The 23,822-nt window shown below is 48.0% G+C and carries 25 protein-coding genes; 17 read left to right on the top strand and 8 right to left on the bottom strand.

From position 1 onward, the window contains the following. Window positions 1-6 precede the first annotated feature (6 nt). Together Q7C19_RS09650 and Q7C19_RS09645 are read right to left on the bottom strand one after the other, a co-directional pair. Entirely contained in the window at window positions 7-474 is a 468-nt protein-coding gene (locus Q7C19_RS09650; RefSeq protein WP_035410169.1) for a hypothetical protein, read from the bottom strand. Window positions 475-818: 344 nt separating this feature from the next. Continuing rightward, the gene (locus Q7C19_RS09645) at window positions 819-1,559 is read right to left on the bottom strand and encodes an SGNH/GDSL hydrolase family protein (RefSeq protein WP_035410166.1); all 741 of its coding nucleotides are present in this window, start codon (window positions 1,557-1,559) and stop codon (window positions 819-821) included. Window positions 1,560-1,601: 42 nt separating this feature from the next. On the opposite strand from Q7C19_RS09645, the gene Q7C19_RS09640 reads away from it, so the two are divergent. Both Q7C19_RS09640 and Q7C19_RS09635 read left to right on the top strand, forming a co-directional pair. Continuing rightward, window positions 1,602-2,663, top strand: a complete 1,062-nt coding sequence (locus Q7C19_RS09640; RefSeq protein ID WP_035410164.1) for an acyltransferase family protein — start codon at window positions 1,602-1,604, stop codon at window positions 2,661-2,663. 56 nt (window positions 2,664-2,719) lie between these two features. Continuing rightward, window positions 2,720-3,052 carry an Asp23/Gls24 family envelope stress response protein gene (locus Q7C19_RS09635; protein WP_029342549.1) on the top strand — a complete coding sequence of 111 codons (333 nt, stop codon included), beginning with the start codon at window positions 2,720-2,722 and terminating at the stop codon, window positions 3,050-3,052. 38 nt (window positions 3,053-3,090) lie between these two features. On the opposite strand, the gene Q7C19_RS09630 is transcribed toward Q7C19_RS09635, so the two are convergent. Together Q7C19_RS09630 and secA2 are read right to left on the bottom strand one after the other, a co-directional pair. Next, complete coding sequence (locus Q7C19_RS09630; RefSeq protein WP_375092018.1) at window positions 3,091-3,852, bottom strand: SLAP domain-containing protein; 762 nt, start codon at window positions 3,850-3,852, stop codon at window positions 3,091-3,093. After that, entirely contained in the window at window positions 3,836-6,199 is a 2,364-nt protein-coding gene (gene secA2, locus Q7C19_RS09625; RefSeq protein WP_375092017.1) for an accessory Sec system translocase SecA2, read from the bottom strand. Before secA2 ends, Q7C19_RS09630 begins: the two co-directional genes overlap by 17 nt. A gap of 278 nt (window positions 6,200-6,477) precedes the next feature. Between secA2 and pgmB the strand changes: the two genes are divergently transcribed. Continuing rightward, complete coding sequence (pgmB, locus tag Q7C19_RS09620; RefSeq protein WP_035410155.1) at window positions 6,478-7,149, top strand: beta-phosphoglucomutase; 672 nt, start codon at window positions 6,478-6,480, stop codon at window positions 7,147-7,149. Window positions 7,150-7,240: 91 nt separating this feature from the next. Here the strand turns inward: pgmB and Q7C19_RS09615 are convergent, their stop codons facing one another. Further along, a complete protein-coding gene (locus Q7C19_RS09615; RefSeq protein WP_375092016.1) occupies window positions 7,241-8,725 on the bottom strand; it encodes an N-acetylmuramoyl-L-alanine amidase family protein in 1,485 nt (494 codons plus the stop codon). Window positions 8,726-9,018: 293 nt separating this feature from the next. Between Q7C19_RS09615 and Q7C19_RS09610 the strand changes: the two genes are divergently transcribed. The 4 genes from Q7C19_RS09610 to chrA all read left to right on the top strand — a co-directional run bounded on the left by Q7C19_RS09610 (window position 9,019) and on the right by chrA (window position 12,889). After that, the gene (locus tag Q7C19_RS09610; RefSeq protein WP_375092015.1) at window positions 9,019-9,420 is read left to right on the top strand and encodes a Rok-like winged helix domain-containing protein; all 402 of its coding nucleotides are present in this window, start codon (window positions 9,019-9,021) and stop codon (window positions 9,418-9,420) included. Window positions 9,421-9,479: 59 nt separating this feature from the next. Then, entirely contained in the window at window positions 9,480-10,523 is a 1,044-nt protein-coding gene (locus Q7C19_RS09605; RefSeq protein WP_035410148.1) for a glycosyltransferase family 4 protein, read from the top strand. A 70-nt stretch (window positions 10,524-10,593) separates the two neighbouring features. Further along, entirely contained in the window at window positions 10,594-11,685 is a 1,092-nt protein-coding gene (locus tag Q7C19_RS09600; RefSeq protein WP_375092014.1) for a DUF418 domain-containing protein, read from the top strand. A gap of 52 nt (window positions 11,686-11,737) precedes the next feature. After that, the gene (gene chrA / locus Q7C19_RS09595) at window positions 11,738-12,889 is read left to right on the top strand and encodes a chromate efflux transporter (protein ID WP_035410141.1); all 1,152 of its coding nucleotides are present in this window, start codon (window positions 11,738-11,740) and stop codon (window positions 12,887-12,889) included. 63 nt (window positions 12,890-12,952) lie between these two features. Here chrA and Q7C19_RS09590 read toward each other — a convergent pair whose 3' ends face one another. The 3 genes from Q7C19_RS09590 to Q7C19_RS09580 all read right to left on the bottom strand — a co-directional run bounded on the left by Q7C19_RS09590 (window position 12,953) and on the right by Q7C19_RS09580 (window position 15,086). Beyond that, entirely contained in the window at window positions 12,953-13,369 is a 417-nt protein-coding gene (locus Q7C19_RS09590; protein WP_035410139.1) for a GNAT family N-acetyltransferase, read from the bottom strand. Further along, on the bottom strand, window positions 13,344-14,309 hold the full coding sequence (locus Q7C19_RS09585; RefSeq protein ID WP_375092013.1) for an LCP family protein: 966 nt from the start codon (window positions 14,307-14,309) through the stop codon (window positions 13,344-13,346). The genes Q7C19_RS09590 and Q7C19_RS09585 overlap by 26 nt, the downstream gene beginning before the upstream one ends. A gap of 135 nt (window positions 14,310-14,444) precedes the next feature. Next, window positions 14,445-15,086, bottom strand: coding sequence for a YigZ family protein (locus tag Q7C19_RS09580; RefSeq protein ID WP_035410134.1), 642 nt, complete (start codon window positions 15,084-15,086; stop codon window positions 14,445-14,447). Between the two features lie 99 nt (window positions 15,087-15,185). On the opposite strand from Q7C19_RS09580, the gene Q7C19_RS09575 reads away from it, so the two are divergent. The 10 genes from Q7C19_RS09575 to flgL all read left to right on the top strand — a co-directional run bounded on the left by Q7C19_RS09575 (window position 15,186) and on the right by flgL (window position 23,820). Next, a complete protein-coding gene (locus Q7C19_RS09575; protein ID WP_035410131.1) occupies window positions 15,186-16,358 on the top strand; it encodes a sensor histidine kinase in 1,173 nt (390 codons plus the stop codon). After that, on the top strand, window positions 16,355-17,047 hold the full coding sequence (locus Q7C19_RS09570; protein ID WP_029342537.1) for a response regulator: 693 nt from the start codon (window positions 16,355-16,357) through the stop codon (window positions 17,045-17,047). Before Q7C19_RS09575 ends, Q7C19_RS09570 begins: the two co-directional genes overlap by 4 nt. Window positions 17,048-17,181: 134 nt before the next feature. Next, window positions 17,182-18,030, top strand: a complete 849-nt coding sequence (locus Q7C19_RS09565; protein WP_290752500.1) for a DegV family protein — start codon at window positions 17,182-17,184, stop codon at window positions 18,028-18,030. A 243-nt stretch (window positions 18,031-18,273) separates the two neighbouring features. Then, window positions 18,274-19,485: a helicase-related protein gene (locus tag Q7C19_RS09560; RefSeq protein ID WP_375092012.1), complete on the top strand. Its 1,212-nt coding sequence runs from the start codon at window positions 18,274-18,276 to the stop codon at window positions 19,483-19,485. Between the two features lie 233 nt (window positions 19,486-19,718). Beyond that, on the top strand, window positions 19,719-20,123 hold the full coding sequence (locus Q7C19_RS09555) for a ComF family protein (protein WP_375092011.1): 405 nt from the start codon (window positions 19,719-19,721) through the stop codon (window positions 20,121-20,123). A gap of 144 nt (window positions 20,124-20,267) precedes the next feature. Then, complete coding sequence (locus Q7C19_RS09550) at window positions 20,268-20,546, top strand: hypothetical protein (protein ID WP_155960182.1); 279 nt, start codon at window positions 20,268-20,270, stop codon at window positions 20,544-20,546. Between the two features lie 36 nt (window positions 20,547-20,582). Then, window positions 20,583-20,831: a flagellar biosynthesis anti-sigma factor FlgM gene (gene flgM, locus Q7C19_RS09545; RefSeq protein WP_035410118.1), complete on the top strand. Its 249-nt coding sequence runs from the start codon at window positions 20,583-20,585 to the stop codon at window positions 20,829-20,831. 96 nt (window positions 20,832-20,927) lie between these two features. Continuing rightward, entirely contained in the window at window positions 20,928-21,335 is a 408-nt protein-coding gene (locus tag Q7C19_RS09540) for a flagellar protein FlgN (RefSeq protein ID WP_375092010.1), read from the top strand. A gap of 12 nt (window positions 21,336-21,347) precedes the next feature. Further along, window positions 21,348-22,874 (top strand): flagellar hook-associated protein FlgK, encoded by a 1,527-nt coding sequence (gene flgK / locus Q7C19_RS09535; protein ID WP_375092009.1) that lies wholly within the window; start codon window positions 21,348-21,350, stop codon window positions 22,872-22,874. A 7-nt stretch (window positions 22,875-22,881) separates the two neighbouring features. Continuing rightward, window positions 22,882-23,820 (top strand): flagellar hook-associated protein FlgL, encoded by a 939-nt coding sequence (gene flgL / locus Q7C19_RS09530; protein ID WP_214852452.1) that lies wholly within the window; start codon window positions 22,882-22,884, stop codon window positions 23,818-23,820. Window positions 23,821-23,822 lie beyond the last annotated feature (2 nt).

Genomic DNA, 23,822 nt, shown 5'->3' with positions numbered 1-23,822 from the left:
TTCGCTTCAAGCGGGATGATCACTTTTTGGACGGGAGTAGACGATGAGCACGCCACGTTCGACAAGCTGAAGGGCAAGGATCTGTTTCACTTCTTCCGATGCCTTCGTCTGAGCGAGCTGCCGGTAAAGTAGGCGAAGTTCACGACGCATCGTCTTACGAATCAGCCACATGCTATCGATCGTCGTGCACCAACTGGTGACGGTCTCATGTCCGATATAATACTGGGTCTGACGTTCAAGATAATGAATCCACCACTCGTCACGCGCCATTTTTAGTACGATACCTGTGAGCCCAAGTACAAGGATCGCGAGGGGAATGCTTTCATATAAAGGAAGACGACCAAGAACGGTACCAACATTCGTGACGAGGGCAAGCATCACCCATCCTATGCATCCGATGACAAGCCAATATCCAAAGTTGAGAGTACTTCGATGTCGTAACGTCACTTTCGGCGTAAGCAATGAAGTGGCCATCAGAAACACCTCCTTGTTAAATAATCGAATTTTCTGACAATTTATAGTTGTCCTTCTACTATAGTTACTTTTTCCCGAATCGTCTAGTCATTAGACATGGAAAATGTGTTTCTTTCTTGACGAAATTCGTGTACGCTAAATGTAGAAGTGAGCGGTTACATAAAGGAGGATATGAAGAAATGATGGATCAGGTTATCTGGATCGCTGTCGGAATCGTTGCTGTTGCTGTTTTCTCAGCATCAAGCGTTGCAGCTTATATGGGTGTTAAAAACCAAGAAGACTAAGAATCGAAAAACGGCTCATCCCGATTGCCGGGATGAGCCGTTTTTTTAATGCGCCATCGCTTATTTGTTTGCTGTTATGTTTGCTTGCAACGCATAAGGTTTTAAGGCATCACTCCAGCGCAGGTAACCCCCACCGACGAGGTGTAATCCATCATACGTCAAGCGATTCTGAAGATACCCTTGTTTGTTCGTCAAGACAGGTCTCAAGTCGACGAATGGGATTTTAAGCGATTGAGCGAGATTTTGTAAATTTCGGTTCAACGCTTCGACATCACGATTGATTCGGACAGAGTCTGAATATTTTGGAGCCACAGGAACGGTTGACTGGAGGACGACGTCGATGTTATTTTTTCGAAGTGTCGTCACGATCGTCGTCATGTTCTCAGTAATTTGTGGAATCGGCGTATAGTGACGGATGTCATTAATGCCACCCATCAAGAAGACGCGTTTTGGTTTCATCTCGAGAATCAAGTCGAGGCGAGTCAAAAAGCCTTCTGTCGTATCGCCAGGAATCCCGAAATTAATGATTGTCGGATCCTCCATCAAGATGCGCCAATCGGCAAAATTCGTCATCGAGTCACCTAACATGACAGCGTTCGCTGATTTTGGGTATTGATAAGTATGGAATAGACTATTCAAACGGACATAGTTCGGGTTCTTATCGTATTGGAATGTCGTGACTGGAGTCGTACTCTTTGCAGGTAAGACGCTTCCGAAGGTTTCGAGCGGTTTACGTCCCAGTAACAATGCAAGGAGAACGACGTTCAAGACGATGGATAGAATCAGGAGTGTCTTTTTCATAAACATTCGTTCCTTTCGAGGGAGTATAAGGGGTAGTGTAACATGAATCGGAATCCTTGGTTTGATAATATCAAAGGTTTTCTTGTCATTTTCGTCGTCATCGGTCACATGCTGACGGATTTACGGTTTGATTATGACGGAAAGTTGCTCGAGACGGTCTATCTATTAATTTACTCGTTTCATATGCCATTATTCATTATCTTAAGCGGTTATTTCTTCCGCGAAAATAAATACTTACGCGTCATCCAATTATTTGCCGTCTATTGTGTCTGGCAAATTTTAATTGGTTCTTGGGCGACACTTGGAGAAGGACTACCACTGTTGTCCGGGGAAAATATCGGAACACATCTACTACGTCCGTATTGGGCACTTTGGTATCTGTTCGTTATGGTCGTCTGGTATATCGTAACGCCGTATGTTGTCCGCTTGCGAGGATATGTCTGGTTTGGTCTCGCGTTCGCTTTGTTATATGGGTTCGAGCTTGAGAACACGGGCTTCTTAGCACTTCGCAAGTTGATCATGTTCTATCCGTATTTCTTACTCGGGAACTATCTATCGGAGCACGAGTTCATCCGGATTTTCGAGATGCCGAAGAATTTCAAGCGGCGGATGAACGTCCGTTTGATTGGTGGTATCACGTTCGCAGCCGTCATGGGCTTCCTGTTATTCGAAGCATGGCGTGATACGCCGAAAGAGATTGTCGACTTTGCAAATGCGTTCAAGCATCGTTTCCCATATGTCGAACAATATGATAGTGACGCGTGGGTTGGTGTACTCAAGCATAGCGTCATCTACCTCTTATCGATTGCGGCTTCGCTCGGTTTCATGATGTTAATTCCAATGCGTCGTTTGCCGCTCATCACGCGAGCAGGGGAACTCAGTCTCTATGTCTACTTGCTTCACGTCTTCTTCGTCATGGCGTGGCGCCAATACGTAACGGATGCGTTCGTTCCGCAAGCATGGCTTGCCTTACTGATCATGATTGGCGTCGCCTTACTAATCGTTGGCATCATCATACACCCGCTCGTCGTCCGTGTCCTCCGTCCTTTGATTGAGATCGACATTCGTCCAATCGTCGAGAAGCGGGAAGACCTTTCAAAATAACGCGGAATGCATTACACTTTAGATAGATGGATTACTAGACGAAGGGCGTGGAAGGTATGTCATATAATTTAAATAATGCGGATGGTGTCGTGAACGTCTCGCAACAAGTCATCGAGGTCATCGCAGGTGTAGCCGTTCAAGAAACAGAAGGCATTGCCTTTACAGCAGACGATTCGAAATTACAGGAAAAACAGATGGTCAAACTTGTAAAAGTCGAAGATGTCGGCGGCGACATCACGGTCAGTTTATCTGTGCATATCAAATACGGCATGTCGATCATCAAGACAGCTGGAAAAGTCCAAGAACGAATCGCGCAAGACATGGAAAACATGCTCGCGTTCCAACCCAAAGCAATCAACGTCCGTGTCATCGGACTCTTAAAAGGATAAGGAAAACGTCTCGGCATCTTGTGTGCCGAGACGTTTTTTTATGAAGAAGGTGGGAGATAGCGAAGTCCGAGAGCATCGACGTGCGGGGCAGTGCAGGAAAAACGGAGACGGATCGCTTGTTGACTATAAGCGGGTAAGGAGAGTCCGGGATGGGTGACATCTGCGATTGGCGTTTCGTCATCCATCAGTTCAAACGTTAGCGCCTCGAGTGTCAGCGTCTGATCGCTCGCATTACGGACGAGAACGATTGCTGTCACAGTGTCTAGCTCGCGCGTGATTGAAACTGGTAAGAGGGACCAACCGTCTGCGGGTGGTGTCGGATGCGAATAAGCGACTTGGCGGATCATCCGTTGCTCGAGTTCCGTGGAGTCGTCTTCGATGAAGAGCTCCGTCAGAGTCTCGCTTGAGAAGACGAGTTGTAGCGGCTCCGTCAACTGTTCGAGGTCGACGAAACATTCGTCTTCTTCAAACGTCAACCAGAGCGGTAACGTCGCCATCGGAAGGATGACCGGGACCTCCTCGATACTGAGAACTTTACGAGCAACAAGTTCATCACCGGATAAAGCAAGGACGACGAGGTCATTCAGGTGGAACGACCGAGACAACGTGTTTTGGAACAAGGCGATGACATGAAGCGGACGGTGTGATAAGACTTGAAACAGATGGATTGCCATCTGATTGGCTTCTAGATCAGGCAGTTGTTTCACGACGTGACGAAAGACGTATTCATCTTCCTTGACGATCGGCATGTCCTCCGTGAAGTAGAGCGGGGGACGGAACACTTCATTCGACGTGTGCATGGTGCAGTTCTCCTTCGCTATCGTGTGTCTGTTCGGCGCGGCAGATGCCTGAAAGGACCTGTTTCTCGAAACTTGCAATGGCATATTCAAAATAATCCATGCCTTCCCGTTCGAAGATGCGGACCGGTTGTTCTTGTCCGTAACTGCGGAGATGAATCCCTTCTTTTAAAGTGTTCATCGCCGTCAGGTGGCGCGTCCATTGCTCGTCCAGTGCAAGGAGGATGAAACGTTTAACGGTCTCTTTTTCAGCTGTGACATGGGCAACGAGTAGAACTTCGGTTTCAGCAATCAGCGGCTCGAGTTGTCGTTTCATCTCGTCGATCGTCTCCAGTCGTTCTAAAGTGACTGGTTGATGTAACAGTTGCTCGAGTTCTGTCATGACGAGAGCCAGTGGCCATTCTTCTGGAACGAGATCGTCAGAGAGTGTTTGGTCGAGGATCGACGGCAAGACACGTCCTGCAAATGGCTGAACGATATCCTCGAGTGACGTCGCATCAACGATTCTGTTCCGGAGATGATAGATCGCTTGCCGTTGTTCACTGATGACTTCTTCGAGCTGAACGAGTTCATCCCGAACACTTCGGTTGACAGATTCACATGTCGACTGAGCGAACTGCAATAGATCCCGGACGTCACGCGAAGTGAGCGGACCGGAAGTATTTCGTACTTTTTGTTGCACACGTTCGAGGCGATCACGCGCGAAACGGCGTGGCAGTTCATCTTCGAGCGAAAGATAAAACTGCGTCAATCCAGGATCACCCTGGCGACCTGCCCGACCACGCAACTGGTTGTCGATCCGGATCGATTCATGGCGTTCGGTACCGATGACGAACAAGCCGCCTTGTTGTCGTGCCGCTTCATCGAGTAAAATATCCGTTCCGCGACCTGCCATATTGGTCGCGATCGTGATTCGACCAGCTTGTCCGGCAGCCGCAATGATCCGGACTTCCTGATCGACGGTTTTAGCGTTCAGGATCTCGTAGGTGAGTCCGTGCGCATCAAGTGTCTTCGCGACGCGCAAGGACTGTTCAATCGATGAAGTCCCGATCAAAACCGGTCGTTCCGTGACGTGTGCCGATTTTGTTGCCAGCGCGATGGCTTCTAGCTTTTCGTCGCGTGTTGCAAAGACGACGTCCTCTGCATCGATCCGAATTTTCGGGCGGTTCGATGGAATCGTCACGACGTCCATACCGTACGTCTTTTGAAATTCTTCCCGTGACGTCGCCGCCGTACCGGTCATTCCAGCTACCTGATGATAGAGACGGAAGTAATGTTGGATCGTGATTTGGGCGGTCGTCCGGTTCTCTTCCGTGACCGGAACCCCTTCTTTTGCTTCAAGGGCTTGGTGTAAACCATCGGATAGACTGCGTCCTTCCATCAGACGACCTGTGAAGAGGTCGACGAGCGCGATTTTTTGATCCTTGATGATATAATCGACATCTCGTTTGAGAACGACATGGGCACGTAAGGCTTGAATGACGTAATGGAAGAGGACGGAATGCTCGGCGGCAAACAGATGATCAATCGCAAACGCCTCTTCGATTGTTTCGATGCCATGATCGGTCAAGGCGACGGCTTTGATTTCTTCATCAAACGTATAATCCCGCTCGTCTTCAAACGTCTGGACGACATGACGGACGAGTTGTTGTAATCCTTCGTGGACACTGTCTCGTTCCGCCATGATGAGTGGCGTTTTCGCTTCATCGATTAAAATGCTATCGACTTCGTCGATTAAGGCGAAGTGCAGGGGACGTTGCAGACGTTCCGTCGGCTCCATGATCAGATGATCCCGCAGGTAATCGAATCCGAATTCAGTCCCGACACCGTATGTAATATCTGCTGCGTAGGCAATCCGTTTTTCCTCAAACGTTGCTTCAGCGGAATTGATTCCGACCTGCAATCCTAAAAAACGGTGGATCTGACCGATTTGTTCAGCATCGCGTCGTGCTAGATACTTATTGACGGTAATGACGTGAACGCCTTTTCCATATAACGCTTGGGTGAAGCTCGCGAGTGAAGCGACGAGCGTCTTTCCTTCACCTGTCGCCATTTCGGCGATTTGTCCTTCCAGTAGTGCGAGTCCGCCCATGAGCTGCACATCGTAGTGTCGTAAGCCGAGCGTCCGTTTACTCGCTTCTCGAACAAGCGCAAATGCCATTGGTGAGATTGCATCAATCCGTTCTCCGTTTCGTAGCCGTTCCCGCAACGAAATCGTCAACTCCCGTAACGCTTCATCAGATGTTTGCTCCATTTCTCGTTCTAAGCTATTGATCGTCGTTACGATTTTTTCATAACGATGAACTCTTCGACTTTGATCATTCAACAACTGTTTAACACGTTGAAACATCTTCGTCACTCCCTCATATGCTATGAAGTCATTATAGCAGTTAAAAATTGTAAAACGAATAGTAAAAAACGAAATAAGTAAAACATTCCCTTAAAATTGAAAGCGTTATCAAAAAGAAGGTATCTCAGCTTTAAAAACAAAGAATCAGAAATATTTGATAACGCTTGCAAAGAGTCGAGAGAACCAGTAAAATTATTCATGAGGCAAGTGCAATCGTTTGCGCAAAGTCATTCGATTTCTTGCCTTGCATGGACGATGGAAGAAAGGATGGATGTCGGATGGCACCAACGATCGAAGCGGTCATTTTTGATTTAGACGGCGTAATTACCGATACAGCAGAGTATCACTACTTAGCGTGGAAACAATTAGGAGAGGATTTGGATATCCCGTTCGACCGGGAATTTAATGAGACATTAAAGGGTGTCAGCCGGATGGATTCACTCGAGCGTATCCTTGCGCTCGGCGGAAAACAAAACGCTTTTTCAGAGGACGAGAAGCTAGCACTCGCCGCTAAGAAAAATGAACACTACGTCACATTGATCCAGCACATCTCTGAACAGGATCTTCTTCCTGGAATCACTGCATTCCTCGATGAAATCCGAAACGCTGGGCTGAAAATCGGAATGGCGTCCGCCTCTAAAAATGCGCTGATGGTCGTTGAGGCATTAAAGGTTCGACACTATTTCGATGACATCGTAGACGCTGCGACTGTTGCACAATCGAAACCACACCCTGAAGTGTTTCTCCGTGCTGCAGAAGCACTCGACGTCGAACCGAGTCGTTGCATCGGTGTAGAAGATGCGACGGCTGGCATTACTGCCATCCACGCTGCCGGCATGTATGCCGTCGGAGTCGGACCGGAGTCGGCACTCCATGAGGCAGACTATCGTGTCGATTCGACAGATTTGCTTTCCCTTGAGCAAATCCTCGCTAGTCGCTCCCTTGTCTGAACCATTCCCTGATGGTGAAGGACATTCCTTGAAAGTTATGTATTTAAAAAGGATCGCTTCCCTGAGCGATCCTTTTTAATATGCGGTTGATTTAAAGCGAAGCGAGAATCCCGTCCGCGATTGCTTGCGCGTAGCGGGATTGATATGTTGGATTCGTAAGTTTCGCACGATCCGAACTGTTCGAGAGGAAACCGAGTTCCGCTAGAATCGATGGCGCTTGTGTGCCGCGAATGACAGCATAGTTCGCATAATGAACGCTTCGGTTACGCATGCCAGCATACGAGACGAGACGTTGCTGAACGTTCTGAGCGAGGTTGATCGAAGAAGCACCTTTATAGTAGAAGGTCTCTGCTCCATATGCCTGTTCACTCGTTGAAGCATTGATATGAACACTGACGAAAGCAGTCGTCGCATGACTATTCGCAAGGGCGCTCCGTTCTCCAAGTGACGGGTAGTAATCGTTTGTATAACGTGACATCGTCACATCGACTTTTCCGGCAAGACGTTCAGCGACTTGTTTCGTGACTGCAAGAACGATGTCACGTTCCGTAACGCCGTAACGAACCGCGCCTGCGTCATGTCCACCATGACCTGGGTCAAGGACAAGCAATGGACGGTTTGATGGTGCCGGTTGGAACAGTGTCAGATACGTCGCATCGACATAACCGCTTTGACCACTTGCTGTCCGGACGGAGACGAAGCCTTTCGTTTGATGCCGCGGATTCGTGACGACGACAGGGGTCCCCCGACCGAGACGGGCGATTTGACCACTGAGCGTTGAAGTATTCGCACGAAGAGCGACACTGTTACCGGACGAGATCAAGACATACATCTTCGAACCACTGTAGTCAACGTTTCCAGTCGTCGAGGCAGGGACGGAAGCCCCTTTCTTCAAGTATGTCCCCATGACATAACCTGTCTTCCCTTGGTACTGCACCGTATGCCAGTTCGATTTAACGGCGAGGGAGCTGACTGCTGTTCCACTCGGAATCGTTGTAAGTACTTTCCCGGACGTCGAAGGGGACGAACGGAAGTTCAAGCGATCGGTCGTCGTATAGACCGTGGTCTTAGCTGGTGCAGCTACTTTCTTCAAATAAGAACCCGAAACATAACCAATCTTGTTCGCATAGGTCACTTTATACCAATTTCCGCTTTTAAAACTCGATTGTACGCCTGTCCCTTTAGGAATCGTCAACAAGCGATTAGAAGACGTCGTTGCCGCACTACGTAAGGACAACGCATCGGTCGTCTTATAGGACGTCTTCGTAAAGGACGTACCACTCTCAATCTTTTTCAGGTAAGATCCCGTCACATAACCCGTCTTTCCTTTATATGACAACTTATACCAAGAGCCTTTACGGTAGTTTGACGTGACGTTCGTCGTCTTCGGGATCGTCAGTAGTTTCTTCGAAGAGGTCGAATTCGAACTACGTAAATTCAAAGCATCCGTCGTCTGATACGAAGTTTTCGTAAAGGTTGTGCCGGTCGCAGCCGATACAGTAGAAGTAGAAGCGAAGCAACCGGATACCAACGAAAGTACTAAAGCGGTCTGAAATGTTTTAGGTAATTTGCCCATTAAATTTCCAGTCTCCTTTTCGTTAAAATAAGAAAGATATATCTTGTATTAATAGAACTTAAGTATTATTAAAATAGTTAAATCTCGAAATTATATGTTCCGTTTTCATTCCTTTCTGTTAATATGAAGTGTAGCCAATTTATCGGTAAGGATATGAAAATATTACAGGATAATTAAATAATTAAAGAAATTATATATTATCGAGGCAAATTATAGTTTAATATATTTCAAAATACATACAATTGAAACACAACTGAAACATTAATGTATAAAATAGGAAAGAGGGGCAAGGAATGGGGAACAGTGAACACATCTACCGCGAACTAATGGAAATCGAAGAGGAATACCGTCGTCTGCAACGACGCGCCGAGTATTTGATCTCGGAATTAAGCCGTGGAATGGGAGAACATTCGCAAGAAATCGCCGTCACGCATGAGCGTCCGTTAAAGCAACGTCGCGTCAATCAACGGTATCCACTAGAAGTCTACGTGCACCAAATCAGTGATTTAATGCGCGAGCGTGAATCGATGACAGCACGTGATATCCAAATGGAACTCGAGTTACGTTATCGCCACCAAATCAGCAATATCTATCAATTGATGGCGAAAGTCGAACAGGCAAACCCTGCCATTAAGAAAGTCGGACGCGGTATCTATACATATGATCCAGCTGCTGAAGTACCGATCTTCATGTAAGAGCCGCTCGTCGGCTCTTTTTTTTTATGATATAATTCGCGCAGGAGCGTGATGTTACTATGTTATGGACTGCGTCCATCGTCTGTTTTATCGCCGCCTTACTGATCACACCCGTCGTGAAACGCTTTGCGATTGCAGTCGGTGCCGTTGACAGTCCAGACGCGCGAAAAGTACATGTCCGAATCATGCCGCGACTTGGCGGACTTGCGATCTATATCGCGTTCATGATCGGTTATTTTATCTTACAACCTTCGAGTCCGTATGCGACGCATATTCTAGTCGGCGGATTCGTTATTATTTTGACAGGTGCCTTTGATGATCGATTCCAGCTCAATGCCCGTTTAAAGCTGATGGGGCAAATCGTTGCCGCCGTCATTGTCCTCAACGGTGGGATTCGGATCGAGTTCATCAATCTACCGTTCGACCAACAATTATATCTCGGGTGGTGGAGTGTTCCGTTGACGTTCCTTTGGGTCATCGGGATCACGAACGCCGTCAACTTGATTGATGGATTAGATGGTTTAGCAGCCGGTGTCTCAAGTATCGTCTTGTTGACATTGATCAGTCTTGCCGTCATCCAAGGAAACGTCTACGTGACGATCGTCGCGATTCTCTTATTGATGAGTACGTTCGGCTTCTTGTTCCATAACTTTTACCCAGCGAAGATTTTCATGGGCGATACGGGTGCTTTGTTCCTCGGGTATATGCTCGGTGTGTTGTCGTTACTTGGATTCAAGAACGTGACGCTGTTCTCACTTGCCGTCCCGGTCATTTTGCTTGGTATCCCGATTTCCGATACGTTATTTGCGATCGTCCGCCGGGTGTTGCAAGGAAAACCGCCATTCGCACCGGACAAAGCTCATTTGCATCACCGGTTACTTGATCTTGGCTTTACAATGCGACAAGCGGTCCTTGTCATCTATGGACTCTGTGCAATTTTTGGGATGACGGCAGTTCTCTTTTCTCAGACGAACTCACTTGGGGCACTTGTCTCCCTCGTCATGTTACTGCTTGTCCTCGATATTTTAGTCGAGTCGCTTGGTTTGCTCGGTGAACGCTATCGTCCATTATTGAATTTGTTGGAACGTTTTACATCGAGATAGCGTATGATAAAGACCGCTCAGAAAATGAGCGGTCTTTTTTTAGGAAGGAAGTGTTAGGTTGGAACAACAGTTGAATCAACGCATCGTTTATTTAGATGTGTTACGGGGTTTTGCATTATGCGGAATCCTATTTGTCAATATGCCAAGTTTTCTTGGGGATCGATCACATGCGATGATGGGAGAAGCGGACCAATGGATTCGTCTGTTTTTTGACCTTTTCATCCAGACGAAATTCTATACGCTGTTTAGTGTCTTGTTCGGAGCAGGATTCTATTTGTTCATCCAGCGTTTGCGACAAAAAGGATTATCGAAGATGATTTTTGCGCGTCGTCTAGGGATTCTTTTTCTCATTGGACTAGTACATTTATGCTTGTGGCAGGGCGATATTTTACATACGTATGCGTTGACTGGTTTCATCTTGTTATTATTTACGAAAGCAAAGCCGATTACGAAAATGTTAGTTGCAGTCGTCGGTCAAGTGTATACTTTCCTGATTTACATATCGATTTACCAATATGCTAACGAATTCGGAGATGAATCGAGTATCGAAGAGAATGATTTCCTGCAATCGTTGGTCGCTTCCCGGGATATTGTCGGCTTCATTCACGATGAGATAACCGTTCAACTACCGCAATCCTTTTTGAACACCGGTATCATATGGCCGCAAATTCTGTCGCTGTTCTTAATCGGGGCATTGTTGATGGAACGTTTCAGCACACGACCGCCGACGAATCGTTTTCTCTGGTGGACGCTCGGAATCAGCCTGTTGCTGACGGTGCCATCATTCGTAGGAATCATTCATTCACATATGGACGTACCAGACGGTTCATCTAATCTCTTTTATGTCTGGTTATCAGGTCGGACGCTTGCTATCACCTATGCTTGTGCTGTCGCATTACTCGTCCGTGCTGGACGAATGCGGTGGTTTGCTGGACTGGGACGGATGGCATTGACGAACTATTTAATGCACACACTCGTCTTTACATGTTTCATCTTCCTGAGCGGTCAGTTTGAAACGACGCCTTTATGGCAAGGTCTGTTACTTGTATTCCTGCTTTTGATTACGCAAGGTATCGCATCAAACAGATATCTAAAGCATCATGCACAAGGTCCCATGGAGAAATTGTGGCGAAAGGGAACATACGGGAATAAAAATCATTGAAGTTCACGAGAACTTAATAAATTTTATGTAAAATGAAAGATGGAGGTGAAACATGCATCGTTTAATCGAAATCTTTCTAGTGTCGTTTAAGCTCGGATGTACGTCGTTCGGTGGCCCGGTCGCCCATCTCGGGTATTTTTATGAAGAATATGTCAAACGGAAAAAATGGATCGACGAGAAAGCCTATGCTGACTTAGTCGCGCTCTGTCAATTCTTACCCGGTCCAGCCTCGAGTCAGGTTGGAATGGGCATCGGACTGATCCGTGGTGGGGTAGCAGGAGCAATTATTTCCTTCATCGGCTTCACGTTGCCGTCGAGTATCGCCTTGATTCTGTTCGCGCTTCTTGCGACACGGTTCGACGTTGCAGAAGCTGGATTCATTCACGGATTAAAACTGGTTGCGGTCGCGATTGTCGCTGACGCCGTTCTGGGTATGGGAATGAAGCTTGCGACAGGTGCCAAACGCCTGACCTTGATGTTACTGGCGCTCGCAGGCGTGCTCTTGATTGCCCATCCATTGGTGCAAGTCGGAGTTTTACTACTCGCAGGTCTTATTGCCTTCTTCTGGTTCAAAGAAGGAACGAAGACAGGTGGTTCGTTGTCAATTCGCGTACCACGAATGTTTAGCGTCATCGCACTCGCCTTGTTTTTCGTCTTACTCACCATCACACCGTTTCTCGCTCAAGCGACAACTGGAACCATCCAGCTGACGAGTATCATGTACAGTGCCGGAGCTCTCGTCTTTGGTGGCGGGCACGTCGTCTTGCCGTTTCTTGAGCAATCGCTCGTACCTGGACTCATGAATACGGATACGTTTCTTGCCGGATATGCAGCGGCACAAGCGGTACCGGGTCCACTGTTCACGTTCGCGACGTATCTCGGTACGATCATCTTTGGTATTTCTGGAGGCATCCTTGCGACGCTTGCGATTTTCTTTCCCGGTTTCTTACTCGTTATCGGTGTTTTGCCGTACTGGGATCGCATCCGAAAAAATCAGTCGGTTGGTCGGATGTTGATCGGGGTCAACGCTGCCGTCGTCGGTATCTTACTCGCGGCATTGTACGATCCGATTTTTACATCGAGTATTAAAAGTGGACTCGACTTCTTGATGGCTTTCGGATTATTTTGTCTGTTACGTTTTTACAAGCAGTCACCGCTTCGCATCGTTCTGATCGGTGCAGTGCTTGGGTTTCTTTTCTTCTAAATAACAAAGCATAATAACAAAGCAGCAGCGGACAAATGTCCACTGCTGCTTTGTTATTAGACGTCACATGCGCGTCAAGAAGACGAGTTCAATCTCATCGCGGAATACGCGTCGAACTTCCGTGAAGCCGAAGCGAGCATAAAGAGCGAGCGCGGGAAGATTACGCGCACCGGTCATGACATGTTTTACGTGACTGTGTTCGAATAGATGTTGCAACAAAGATTGTGCAATCCCTTGCCGGAAGTATGCCGGATCAACGACGAGACGGGTGATTGTCAGAGCGTCAACCGTGACAGCACCAGTGATGTTATCGTCGATAACATAAACAAAACCAGTCGGTGCCTCTATGTTGATGTCATCAATCGTTTCGCGTAATGGCGGGAAATCAGCAGTTTCGAGTAATCGTGCTTCAATCTTGTAAGCGCGGCGCTGAACGTCTAATAGTGACGTATGATCAGTTGGTTGAAGTGACCGAATCATCTGCAGCCTCCGTCGTCGTGCCGTCCGTTGTCTCATCAGTCGGTAGATTGAGCTGTTCCTTCAACGTCGTTTTTGCATCCGCAAGTGAAGTCGGATCAATTTGGTAGTAGTAGACACCGTTGATTTTCGTATCTGTTCCTTTTAAATCAATCCGGTTGATCGAACCGATTTTTTTGATGAATGGTTGCAATTGGAATGCTTCCGTCAACGACATGTTCGTTTTGAAGTTATCACCGGTCGCATCCATCAGACTGTTCAATTTCGTGATGGAACCGAATGAGGTGGATTGATCGACGATCGCTTCGACGATTTGTTGTTGGCGTTTTGTTCGACCGATATCACCTTCAGGATCTTGATAACGCATTCGGGCATAAGCGAGTGCTTCCTCCCCGTTCAACGTTTGTTTCCCCGGCTCCAATTTGACGCCATTGCGCTTATCGGATGAGTCGAGCGTATCGATTGGTAATTTGACGTCGACATCGATGCCACCTAAGGCGTCAACGATCGCGACGACACCGTTGAAGTTGATCGAGGCATAATAGTCGATGGGGATATCAAGTAATGTCTCGACGGTTTCAATCGTTGAATCGATGCCACCGAAGGCATAGGAATGGTTGATCTTATCTTCATAACCAACCGAAGGAATCTGGACAAGTGAATCACGAGGAATACTGACCATATCGACCGTCTGATCATTCTTGTTGAATGTCGCGACGATCATCGTGTCAGCACGTGAGGAGGTATCGCCAGGTCGTTCATCCGTTCCGACAAGCAAGACAGAAAAGTGGTCTTTCGTCAAATCAATCGCAGCTTTTCGTTTCTCAGACTTGTCCCCACGAGCTAAATCGACTTTTGAGTCGTTTGCGGTCTGAAATGTCTTGTACGCGACATACGCGAAGGTCGCCCCTCCGCCAATAAGCACGATAAGAAAACTGATCACGAACACTTTGAACCAAGAACGTTTTTTCTTTATCTTTTTTTTATTGCTTCGGGTTCGCTCTTCCACGTTCATTAACTCCTAACTTTATCTGAATTTTTGAAAAACTTTAAAATTCTTTACAATCAGTATAGCAGTTCAGGAAATAATGTCACGTTCGAGGTAGCGTGTAGAGCCGCTTGACAACTCAGCTTGACCATTCGTCATATTCGTCATCCAGTCGAGAAAATCCGGAACATCGGCTGTCTTGACGAGGACGTCGATCTGGACTTGATCGAGGTAATGGATCTGATCAATTGGATGGACGCTTGCCCGCAGTTCGTTCTCGAGTTTTCCAAGCCATGTATAATCGACGGTGACGGAGACGACAGTATGTTCGATCCGTTCGACGACGCCGACTGCGTTCAGTGCTTCAGAAACGCTCGAACCATAAGCGCGGATCAATCCACCGCCACCCAGCTTGATACCGCCGAAATATCGTGTCACGACAACGACCGTATCGCGTAAGTCTCGCTTTTTCAATACTTCAAGCATTGGAACACCGGCCGTTCCGCTCGGTTCACCGTCATCATTCGCTTTTTGGATCTCATTGCGTTCACCGATGACGTAGGCGGAACAATTATGGTTCGCATCGTGGTGTTTTTTTTTCAGCTCGGAAATGAACGCCTGGGCTTGTTCTTCCGTCGTTGCACGCGCTAAATAGGTAATGAATCGTGACTTTTGGATAATGATTTCGTGGAAACCGTTTTCTTTTACTGTATAATAATTAGATAATGTCATAATCAAAAATGTCCTCCTCGTTAACTAGTTCTTTCTAGCATAACGACGTTCCAAGAGAGAGACAACCGTAGACGACTGGCAAGGAATGGAGGGAGTACCATGACGAATGAGATGAGGGAGCGGCTATCCTTGAATGATATCGTACAGAACATCATCGGCGTCGTAGAAGAGAGTCGGGAAGAAATCGTCCGGATTACGGAAAGTTCTCGCGAACAGTATGCCGAAATTCAGCAAGAACTACGCGACCTGAAGATTCGGGTGCACGACTATATAAAAGAAGCAGAACGACTTGAACGGCACATCAAGGATGCGAAGGCGCGACTCGTCGTCGTCAGTAAGAACTTCGACAGCTACTCGGAACAGGATGTCCGGTCGGCCTATGAGACTGCAAACGCGTTGCAGCTCGAATCGTTCATCAATCAACGAGACGAGATGAATTGCCGAAAACGACGTGATGAGCTCGAGCGCCGACTGATTCAGCTCGATGAGACGATAGAACGAGCAGATCAATTGATTGGACGTGTCTCGGTCGTCTTGAACTTCTTGACGGACGATATGCAGATGATGAATGAAAAATATGAAAAGGCGATGCAAAAGCAGGAGATGGGTCTAAAAGTCTTCCAGTCCGCCGAAAATGAACGCCGCCGGCTGTCGCGCGATATGCATGATGGTCCGGCACAGACGCTTGCCCATGTCTTGATCCGGGCAGATTTGATTGAAAAGATTCACCAGCACAATGGGGCAGAGGCAGCTTTTGAAGAGATTCACCGTTTACGGACGTTGATTCGGGATGGGCTTGCTGATATCCGTCGTATCATATACGATTTACGTCCGATGACGCTTGACGATCTCGGATTCGTTCCGACGCTCGAACGTTATCTTCGTCATATTCAAGAAATTTCGAATATTCCGGTTCACTTCAACTATCTTGGAGGCGGTGAACGAATCGATTCGACGTATGAAGTCGCCGTTTTCCGAATCGTGCAAGAAGCCGTTCAAAATGCAGTTAAGCATTCCAAAGCGAGTGACATTCGTATTATCATAGAACAATATCAACATTCCGTACGAATCCATGTAAAGGATAATGGCGTTGGATTTGATTTTGATTCCATCGTCGCGTCGTGTGACGAGTCATTCGGACTCGTCGGTATGCGTGAACGGATCGAATTGATCGATGGTGAATTCGAAATCGAGACGCAACCCGGAAAAGGTACGGTCATCAAGGTAAAGATTCCAATCGAGGAATCCGAAGCGAGAGGGGAAACACTGTGAACAACGAGCAAGTGAAAGTAGTCATCGTCGACGATCATCAGTTATTCCGCGAAGGCGTTAAACGAATTCTTGATTTCGAAGAAGAGTTCGTCGTCGTAGCGGAGGGGGAAAGTGGAGCGGAAGTCATCTCGCTCGTCGAAACCCACCAACCGGATATCGTCTTAATGGATATCAACATGCCGCAAGTCAATGGTGTCGAAGCAACAAAACGTCTGATGGAAGTCTATCCGGACGTCCGTGTCATCATCTTATCGATTCATGATGATGAGACATATGTCATGCATGCACTCGGTGCAGGCGCGGTCGGTTATCTCTTAAAAGAAATGGCAACCGATGAGCTCGTCAATGCGATTCGTTCCGTATACCGCGAAGGTGGCTACGTCCATCCGAAGGTCACACCGAACTTGTTACAGGAATATCGTCGTTTGATGAAGATGAAACAAACGATGGCATCACAGCCTGTTGAAAAACGAGTCGCGGAAGCACCGCTCCACGTTCTAACACGTCGCGAATGCGAAGTCTTACAGTTACTGGCGGACGGCTTCTCAAACCGCGCGATCAGCGATACGTTATACATCAGTGAAAAGACGGTTAAGAACCACGTCTCATCGATCCTTCGGAAGATGAATGTACCGGACCGTACTGGTGCCGTCGTCGAATCAATCCGCCGTGGATGGGTCGTCGTCTAATATCTCGAAAGACAGGAGCCGGGGCTCCCGTCTTTCTTTTTTTATCCAAGGAAAAATGCTACACTTAAAAACGATTGTGGCGTGTCACATTCGGCAGCGTCACGACGGAACTATAAAAGCGAGGAAATTCACGGATGAGCCAGATTGTGATCTTAACGGATAGCACAGCCTATCTGCCAACTACCTATTGTGAAGAACATCAAGTGCACGTCGCACCACTTAGTGTCATCTTCGATGGTGACGCCTATCGAGAAGGGTTTGACATCTCAGTAGCTGAATTTTATAAACGCATCCAGACGGGCAGCCTCCCGACGACATCACAACCGAACATCGGTGATCTCGTTGCGTCGTTCGAGCAATTGCCGGAAGGAACGGATATCATCGGTATCACACTATCGAGTGGAATCAGTGGAACGTATCAAGCGTTACATACGATCAACATGATGGTGGAGCATGTTAACGTTCATCCAATCGATTCACGTATTTCCTGTATGCCGCAAGCGTTTCTCGTCCAAGAAGCCGTTCGTTTGCGAGATGCAGGAGCGACGGCAGAGACGATCGTTAATCGTCTGGAGACATTAAAAAAACAGATTCGAGCCTACTTCGTCGTCGACGATCTAGCCCACCTTCAGCGTGGTGGACGTTTGAGTGTCACACAGGCATTCGTCGGCTCGTTTCTGAAGATAAAACCGGTCCTTCACTTCATCGACGGGAAAATCGTTCCGTTCGAAAAAATCCGAACGTTCAAGCGAGCGGTCAATCGAATCGAGGAAATGATGAAGGAAGACATCAAAGGGGACGGAGCAGGATATGTCATCGGTGTCATCCATGCGGAGGATTCTATGAAAGCAGAAGCAGAAATTGCCGAACTAACGGCACTTTTCCCGCAGGCGCGCATCGAGATGAGCTTCTTCGGACCCGTCATCGGGACACACCTCGGACCTGGTGCAATTGGGATCACGTGGTATCATGCAGCGGAATGAACAACATAACCGATAAAACAGATGAGCAGCAGGAATTCTCTTACGTTGAGAATACCTGTTGCTTTTGTTTTGTCAAAATCCTCGATTTTCATGAATGATTCTACTTACGACAACTTTTAGAGACATAACATACACTATTTTTTTAAATTGACTGAGGAAAAAAGCGATGGAGCAGGAACGAATGCGGACAAGGAGATACCAGGCATATGCGAGAAAGGAACGTCACAGAAAGGAGAGGTCATGATGATGGATCTTCGAGGACGACTCGTACCTGCTGAATGGATAGATACACCAAACGAAACATATCGATACATGCCAGCCGTAACATGGCGTTGTCAACGGTGTGGCGCACTACCAGTACGAGGTGCCTGTACATGTGGAAAAGCCTGTCATTATTGTCGAAAATGTCTCGCTTATGGCAAATTGCGAAGCTGCGGGAGGCTCGTGACGGATTTGGAGGCGCTTGATCCAGTGATCCCGTCGCAACACGGACCATTGTTGTTGACGCCGGCGCAACTGCGCATCGCACAAGCAATCCAGCAGACCGTCTTGCGTCCGAAACGACTTCTTGTCCATGCCGTGTGTGGTGCCGGAAAAACGCCGATGCTCTTTCCAGGAATCGCCGACGCCCTTACAAACGGACGACGTGTTCTTGTCGCAGCACCTCGGGCAGATGTCGTCCGGGAATTGACAGGACATTTGAAGCGAGCATTCGCAAATACGTCCATTGTCTCTTTATACGGTGGTTCGTCGGAGCGTCTCGAGTTAGGTGACATCACGGTCAGTACGACACACCAATTGATTCATTACCAGCATTGTTTCGATGTCGTCTTCTTGGATGAGGTCGATGCCTTCCCTTACCGGATGGACCGGACGTTGCACCGGTACGTCAAACGAGCAATGACGAAAGACGCTGCCTTGATTTTATTAAGCGCCACCCCTTCGTTTTGGCATCGACGCTTTCCGATAGTCCGACTGATGCGGCGCTATCACGGGTATCCGTTACCGGTACCAAAGCTCGTCGTACCTTATACCGAACAGATCGTATTCGATTGGTTGGCGCGTCATGCTGCTGTACCACGGCTCGTGTTCGTCTCGCGTATTGCGGAGCTTGAGCGATGGCAGAACCGATTCGCAGATGCAGGCTATACCGTCGAGACGGTCCATGCCGCGGATTTAGAACGAGTCGAGAAGGTCCGACGCTTTCGACAATCGACAGGAATCTTACTGACAACGACGATTCTAGAGCGGGGTGTGACGATCGAAAACGTCCAGGTTGCGATTCTTGATGCCGATCAAGGATTCAGTACGGCAGCCTTGATTCAAATCAGCGGACGTGTCGGACGATCGTCGGCGTATCCAGATGGTGACATTTTATTTTGCGCCAATGACCGAAGTGATGCGATGTATGAAGCGATCCATCACATTAAAAAAGCGAATGCCGTGCAATCATGAATCGATGTTTATTCTGTCAAGAGGTCTATCTACCTAGTTGGGAACTCGGAAATCTATGGACTAGGCAAGTAACCTGTCCGACCTGTAAAATAAAGTTTGTAAAAAGAGGGGAATGCGTCGATTGTGGAAAGCCAGGTTCGCCATGCTGTTCAGATTGTACGGCGTGGCGGCAACAAGGGCTGACGCTCCAGACGACACCTCTTTATCTGTACAATGATGCAGCTAAGGAATTCATGCGTCGGTTCAAGTTTCTCGGAGATACTGCGTTGCTTGAGATGTTTACCGATGACTTGAAGAAGGTAAAAATCAAACAAGCTGTTCTTGTTCCGATACCGTTAAGCACCGAGCGTCTCGCAGACCGTCGTTTCAATCAAGCGGAGTTGATCGCACGCCAGATGCGTGGGAAAATCGCGCTGTATTTGAGTCGTTTGGAAGGTCCTGCCCAAAGTAAGGCAGGACGACAGGCTCGGCTTGCGCGAAGTAATCCGTTTTGCGTGACGAATGACGTCAAAGGGAAGAACATCGTGCTCGTCGATGACGTCTACACGACAGGTGTGACTCTTCGGCAGGCAATGTTTCGACTGAAGGAAGCAGGCGCAAAAGAAATTTCTGCTGTAACTTTATTTCGAAGTGTTTAAGAAAGCGACAATCCTGCCGATACTCTGTATGAGGTGAAAGAAATGGATGTCATCAATTGTAAATCTTGCGGAAAGTTAGTCGTGCGTCAATCTTCAGAACTGTGTATTGATTGCATACGAAAGGATCATACGGATTTTGAGAAGGTGCGCGAATTTCTGCGAGAACGACGAAAAATCCGGACTTCACCTAAAGATGTCGAGATCGGAACGGGTGTCAGTCGAGATACCGTCTTCCGTTACATCAAGGAAGGGCGCTTATTGATCTCCGAGATTTCCCAAATGGAAATCATGTGTGAGAATTGCGGGAAGCCCTCCCGTGAAGGCACGATTTGTGCCGCATGTCGTGATCGTTTACGACGTGACCTCGCCCAGGCGATGCTTGACTCTTCTGACTCTTCGAAACCAAGGACGTATCGGACTTGAACTAAGAATCTTGTAGTCTAGAAAGCAGGTGTTCACATGCGAATTGATTCTACGAAATGGGTGAACATGCCCAAAACGTACGAAAGAACTCAATCAGTAGAAGGAACAAAAAACCAACGCACGAACCGTCCGGACGAAGTCAGTATCTCAACAGAAGCGCGCGCGCGTTTTAATGAGACACAGACCTCACGGACTGAAAAGATTGAATCCCTCAAGCAGGCGATCCAGGATGGAACCTATAAACCGGACGCGAAAAAAATCGCGGAACGTTTCTTGAACCTGTAAGCGGGACATCGTAGAAAATGGAGGCGACTCGGGGCACGGATGCGCGGGTCGTTTTTTATATGAATGGAACCTTTTTAATTCGGAAGGAGAAACCGAATGCAACTCATCAATCAACTCAACGAGGCGCACGCTCAATTGCTCGCGCTCGCAGAAGAAAAGAAGCACGTCTTGATTGCAAACGACATGCGTCGCTTGTCTGAAATCGTCAAGGAAGAACCGGTACATATCAAGCGGATTGAAGCATTAGAGCAAGAGCGACTTGCACTCATGGGTAGCGTTACGATGACCGAATGGATCGAGACGCACCCGGAAGATATCGACTCACTCCGGACATTGTTGCAGACGATCGGTCAGTTGCGGCAGCTGAATGCACAGAACGCAGAGCTGCTCGAGCAATCGTTGCACTATTTGGATTGGCATCTCCAACTTTTGATTCCAGAAGCAGACGACTTCACATATGGTCAGTCCGCACTGAACCAGACACACTTTAACCGAAACGCGTAAGGAGGAATACGGATGGGATCGACTTTCATGGGGCTTGAGACAGGACGTCGGGCATTAACGACGAACCAGTGGGCCCTGCAATCGACTGGAAATAACATTGCGAACGCCGGTACGGAAGGATTCTCTCGTCAGCGTCTCGTCATGGGAACGACAGAACAGCTTTCGATATCGCTTGGATCTGGCCGAAATGGACAAGTCGGAACGGGTGTCCGCGGAGAAATGATCGAGCGGATTCGTGACATCATGCTCGATAAGCAATACCGGGATGAAGTGACGAAAGTTTCCTATTACGGCACGAAGGAAGCGGCTTTCGGACGGATGGAAGATATCATCAATGAACCGTCGGATACGGGTCTTGCGAAGGCATTCGACGGATTCTGGGAATCACTTCAGACTTTGTCGACGAATCCGCAGGACTCGGGTGCACGCAGTGTCGTCCGGCAAAAAGCAGAGACGCTCGCACAGACCTTCAATTACATGTCGAAGGCAATCAATCAGGTCAAATCAGACTTAAAAAGTGAAATCGATGTCTCGACGAAAAAAGTCAATGATCTCTTGCAAAAAATCCATAACATTAATACGGAAATCCACGTCGTCGAACCGCTCGGTACCTTGCCGAACGCGCTCTATGATGAACGTGATCGCTACTTCGATGAACTTGCTCAATATGTCGATTTCGAAAAAGTGACGGTAGACGCTCAGGCGATTGAAACAGGGAAGATGGGGAATGCGTTACGCAATGCAGAAGGACGTATTGACGTCAACATCAAGTTTCCGAACGGGGACAAGCTGCTTGCGGTCGACTCCGACTTACCGAAAGCAGGGACACTAACCTTCACGACGAACGATCAAGGACTATACACAGGCTTCAAATCGGAGACACAAACCTACACGTTCGATCAGCTAGGCGGTTTCTCAACAGGTCGTTTGACAGGATTGATCGAGATGTACGGGCAAGAACGAAACGGTCAAGCTGTCGGTGAATACGTCAAGATGGAGAGTCAACTTGATGAGATGGCGAAGACCTTCGCCGATGCGTTCAACGCCGCGCACGCGACGAACTTGAAAAAAGACGGGACAGCGGGATCGAACGCGTTCTTTGCTTCGACAAGTGGCGACATCACGGCAGCAACGATTTCTGTCGGTAAGGAGATCAAAGCGAGTCTCGATAACATTGCGACGTCGACGGACGGCAACATCGGGGATAGTCAAGGGGCATTGAAACTGGCGAAGATGAAGACAGCGAGCATCGAATTTACGGAGTCGAACACGACGACGACGATCGGCTCGTTCTATCAAAACGTCATCGGCGATATGGCGGTCTCGACCGATCAGGTCGGACGCCTTGGTAAGAGTGCTGCTGTCTTGATGGAAAGTGCGGATCAGCGCCGCATGTCGATGTCTGCCGTCTCGATCGATGAAGAGATGACGATGATGATTCAGTATCAACACGCTTATAATGCAGCAGCACGAAATATTACGACCGTCGATGAGATGCTTGATAAAATCATCAACGGTATGGGACTCGTAGGACGGTGATGAATAGATGAGAGTAACACAAACGATGTTGACGAAAACGAATATCGGGCACTTATCCTCAAGCTATCAGCGCTTGAGCACGCTTCAGGAACAATTGATCAGCGGGAAGAAAATTCAGCGTCCATCCGATGATCCGGTCGTTGCGATGCAAGGCGTGCGTTACCGGACGGAAGTACGAGAAGTCGAACAGTTTAAGAAAAATGCCAGCGAAGCAACGGGCTGGATGGACTTGACGGATTCGGCCCTTAACGAAGTCACATCAGCGATGAGTCGGATTCGTGAGTTGACGACACAAGCGGCGACGGATACGTATGATGCGACACAGCGTAAAGCGATCCAGAGCGAGGTCGGTCAATTGATCGAACACATCGGGACGCTCGCGAATACGAAATACAATGAAAAAGGGATCTTCAACGGGACGAAGACGGATACGGAATTCGTCTCGATGGACGGATTGCGTGATTACTTAGCAAGTGCTTCAGGTCCTGTTGACGGTGTCTTCACGGATGGAGATCCAACAGGTAAGGAGACGGAATCAATTCAATATGAAGTCTCTTCCGGTATCGAAGTCCAAGTCAACATCTCGCCACTTAGCGTCTTCGGACCGGGAACGTTCCAGACATTGAAAAAAGTCTACGATGCCCTAGGGACGAATGCTGACAATAATGGAGCTGCTTTATCCGGTATGTTGAAGGATATCGATGAGATGGTGAACGGCACGGTCGAGACGCGTGCGGATCTCGGGGCACGGGTTAACCGGATGGATTTGAACACGTCACGGCTCGAGGATCAGGAAATCATCGCGAAGACGGTCATGTCGGATAACGAAGACATCGAGGCGGAAAAAGTCATCATGGAACTGAAGTCGTACGAAACGTTACACCGAGCGGCGCTCAGCGCCGGAGCACGAATCATTCAACCGACGTTACTCGATTTCCTACGATAAGG

Source organism: Exiguobacterium sp. PHA03 (assembly GCF_041945985.1).
Classification (GTDB): domain Bacteria; phylum Bacillota; class Bacilli; order Exiguobacteriales; family Exiguobacteriaceae; genus Exiguobacterium_A.
This window is presented reverse-complemented; position numbering and strand designations above follow the sequence as displayed.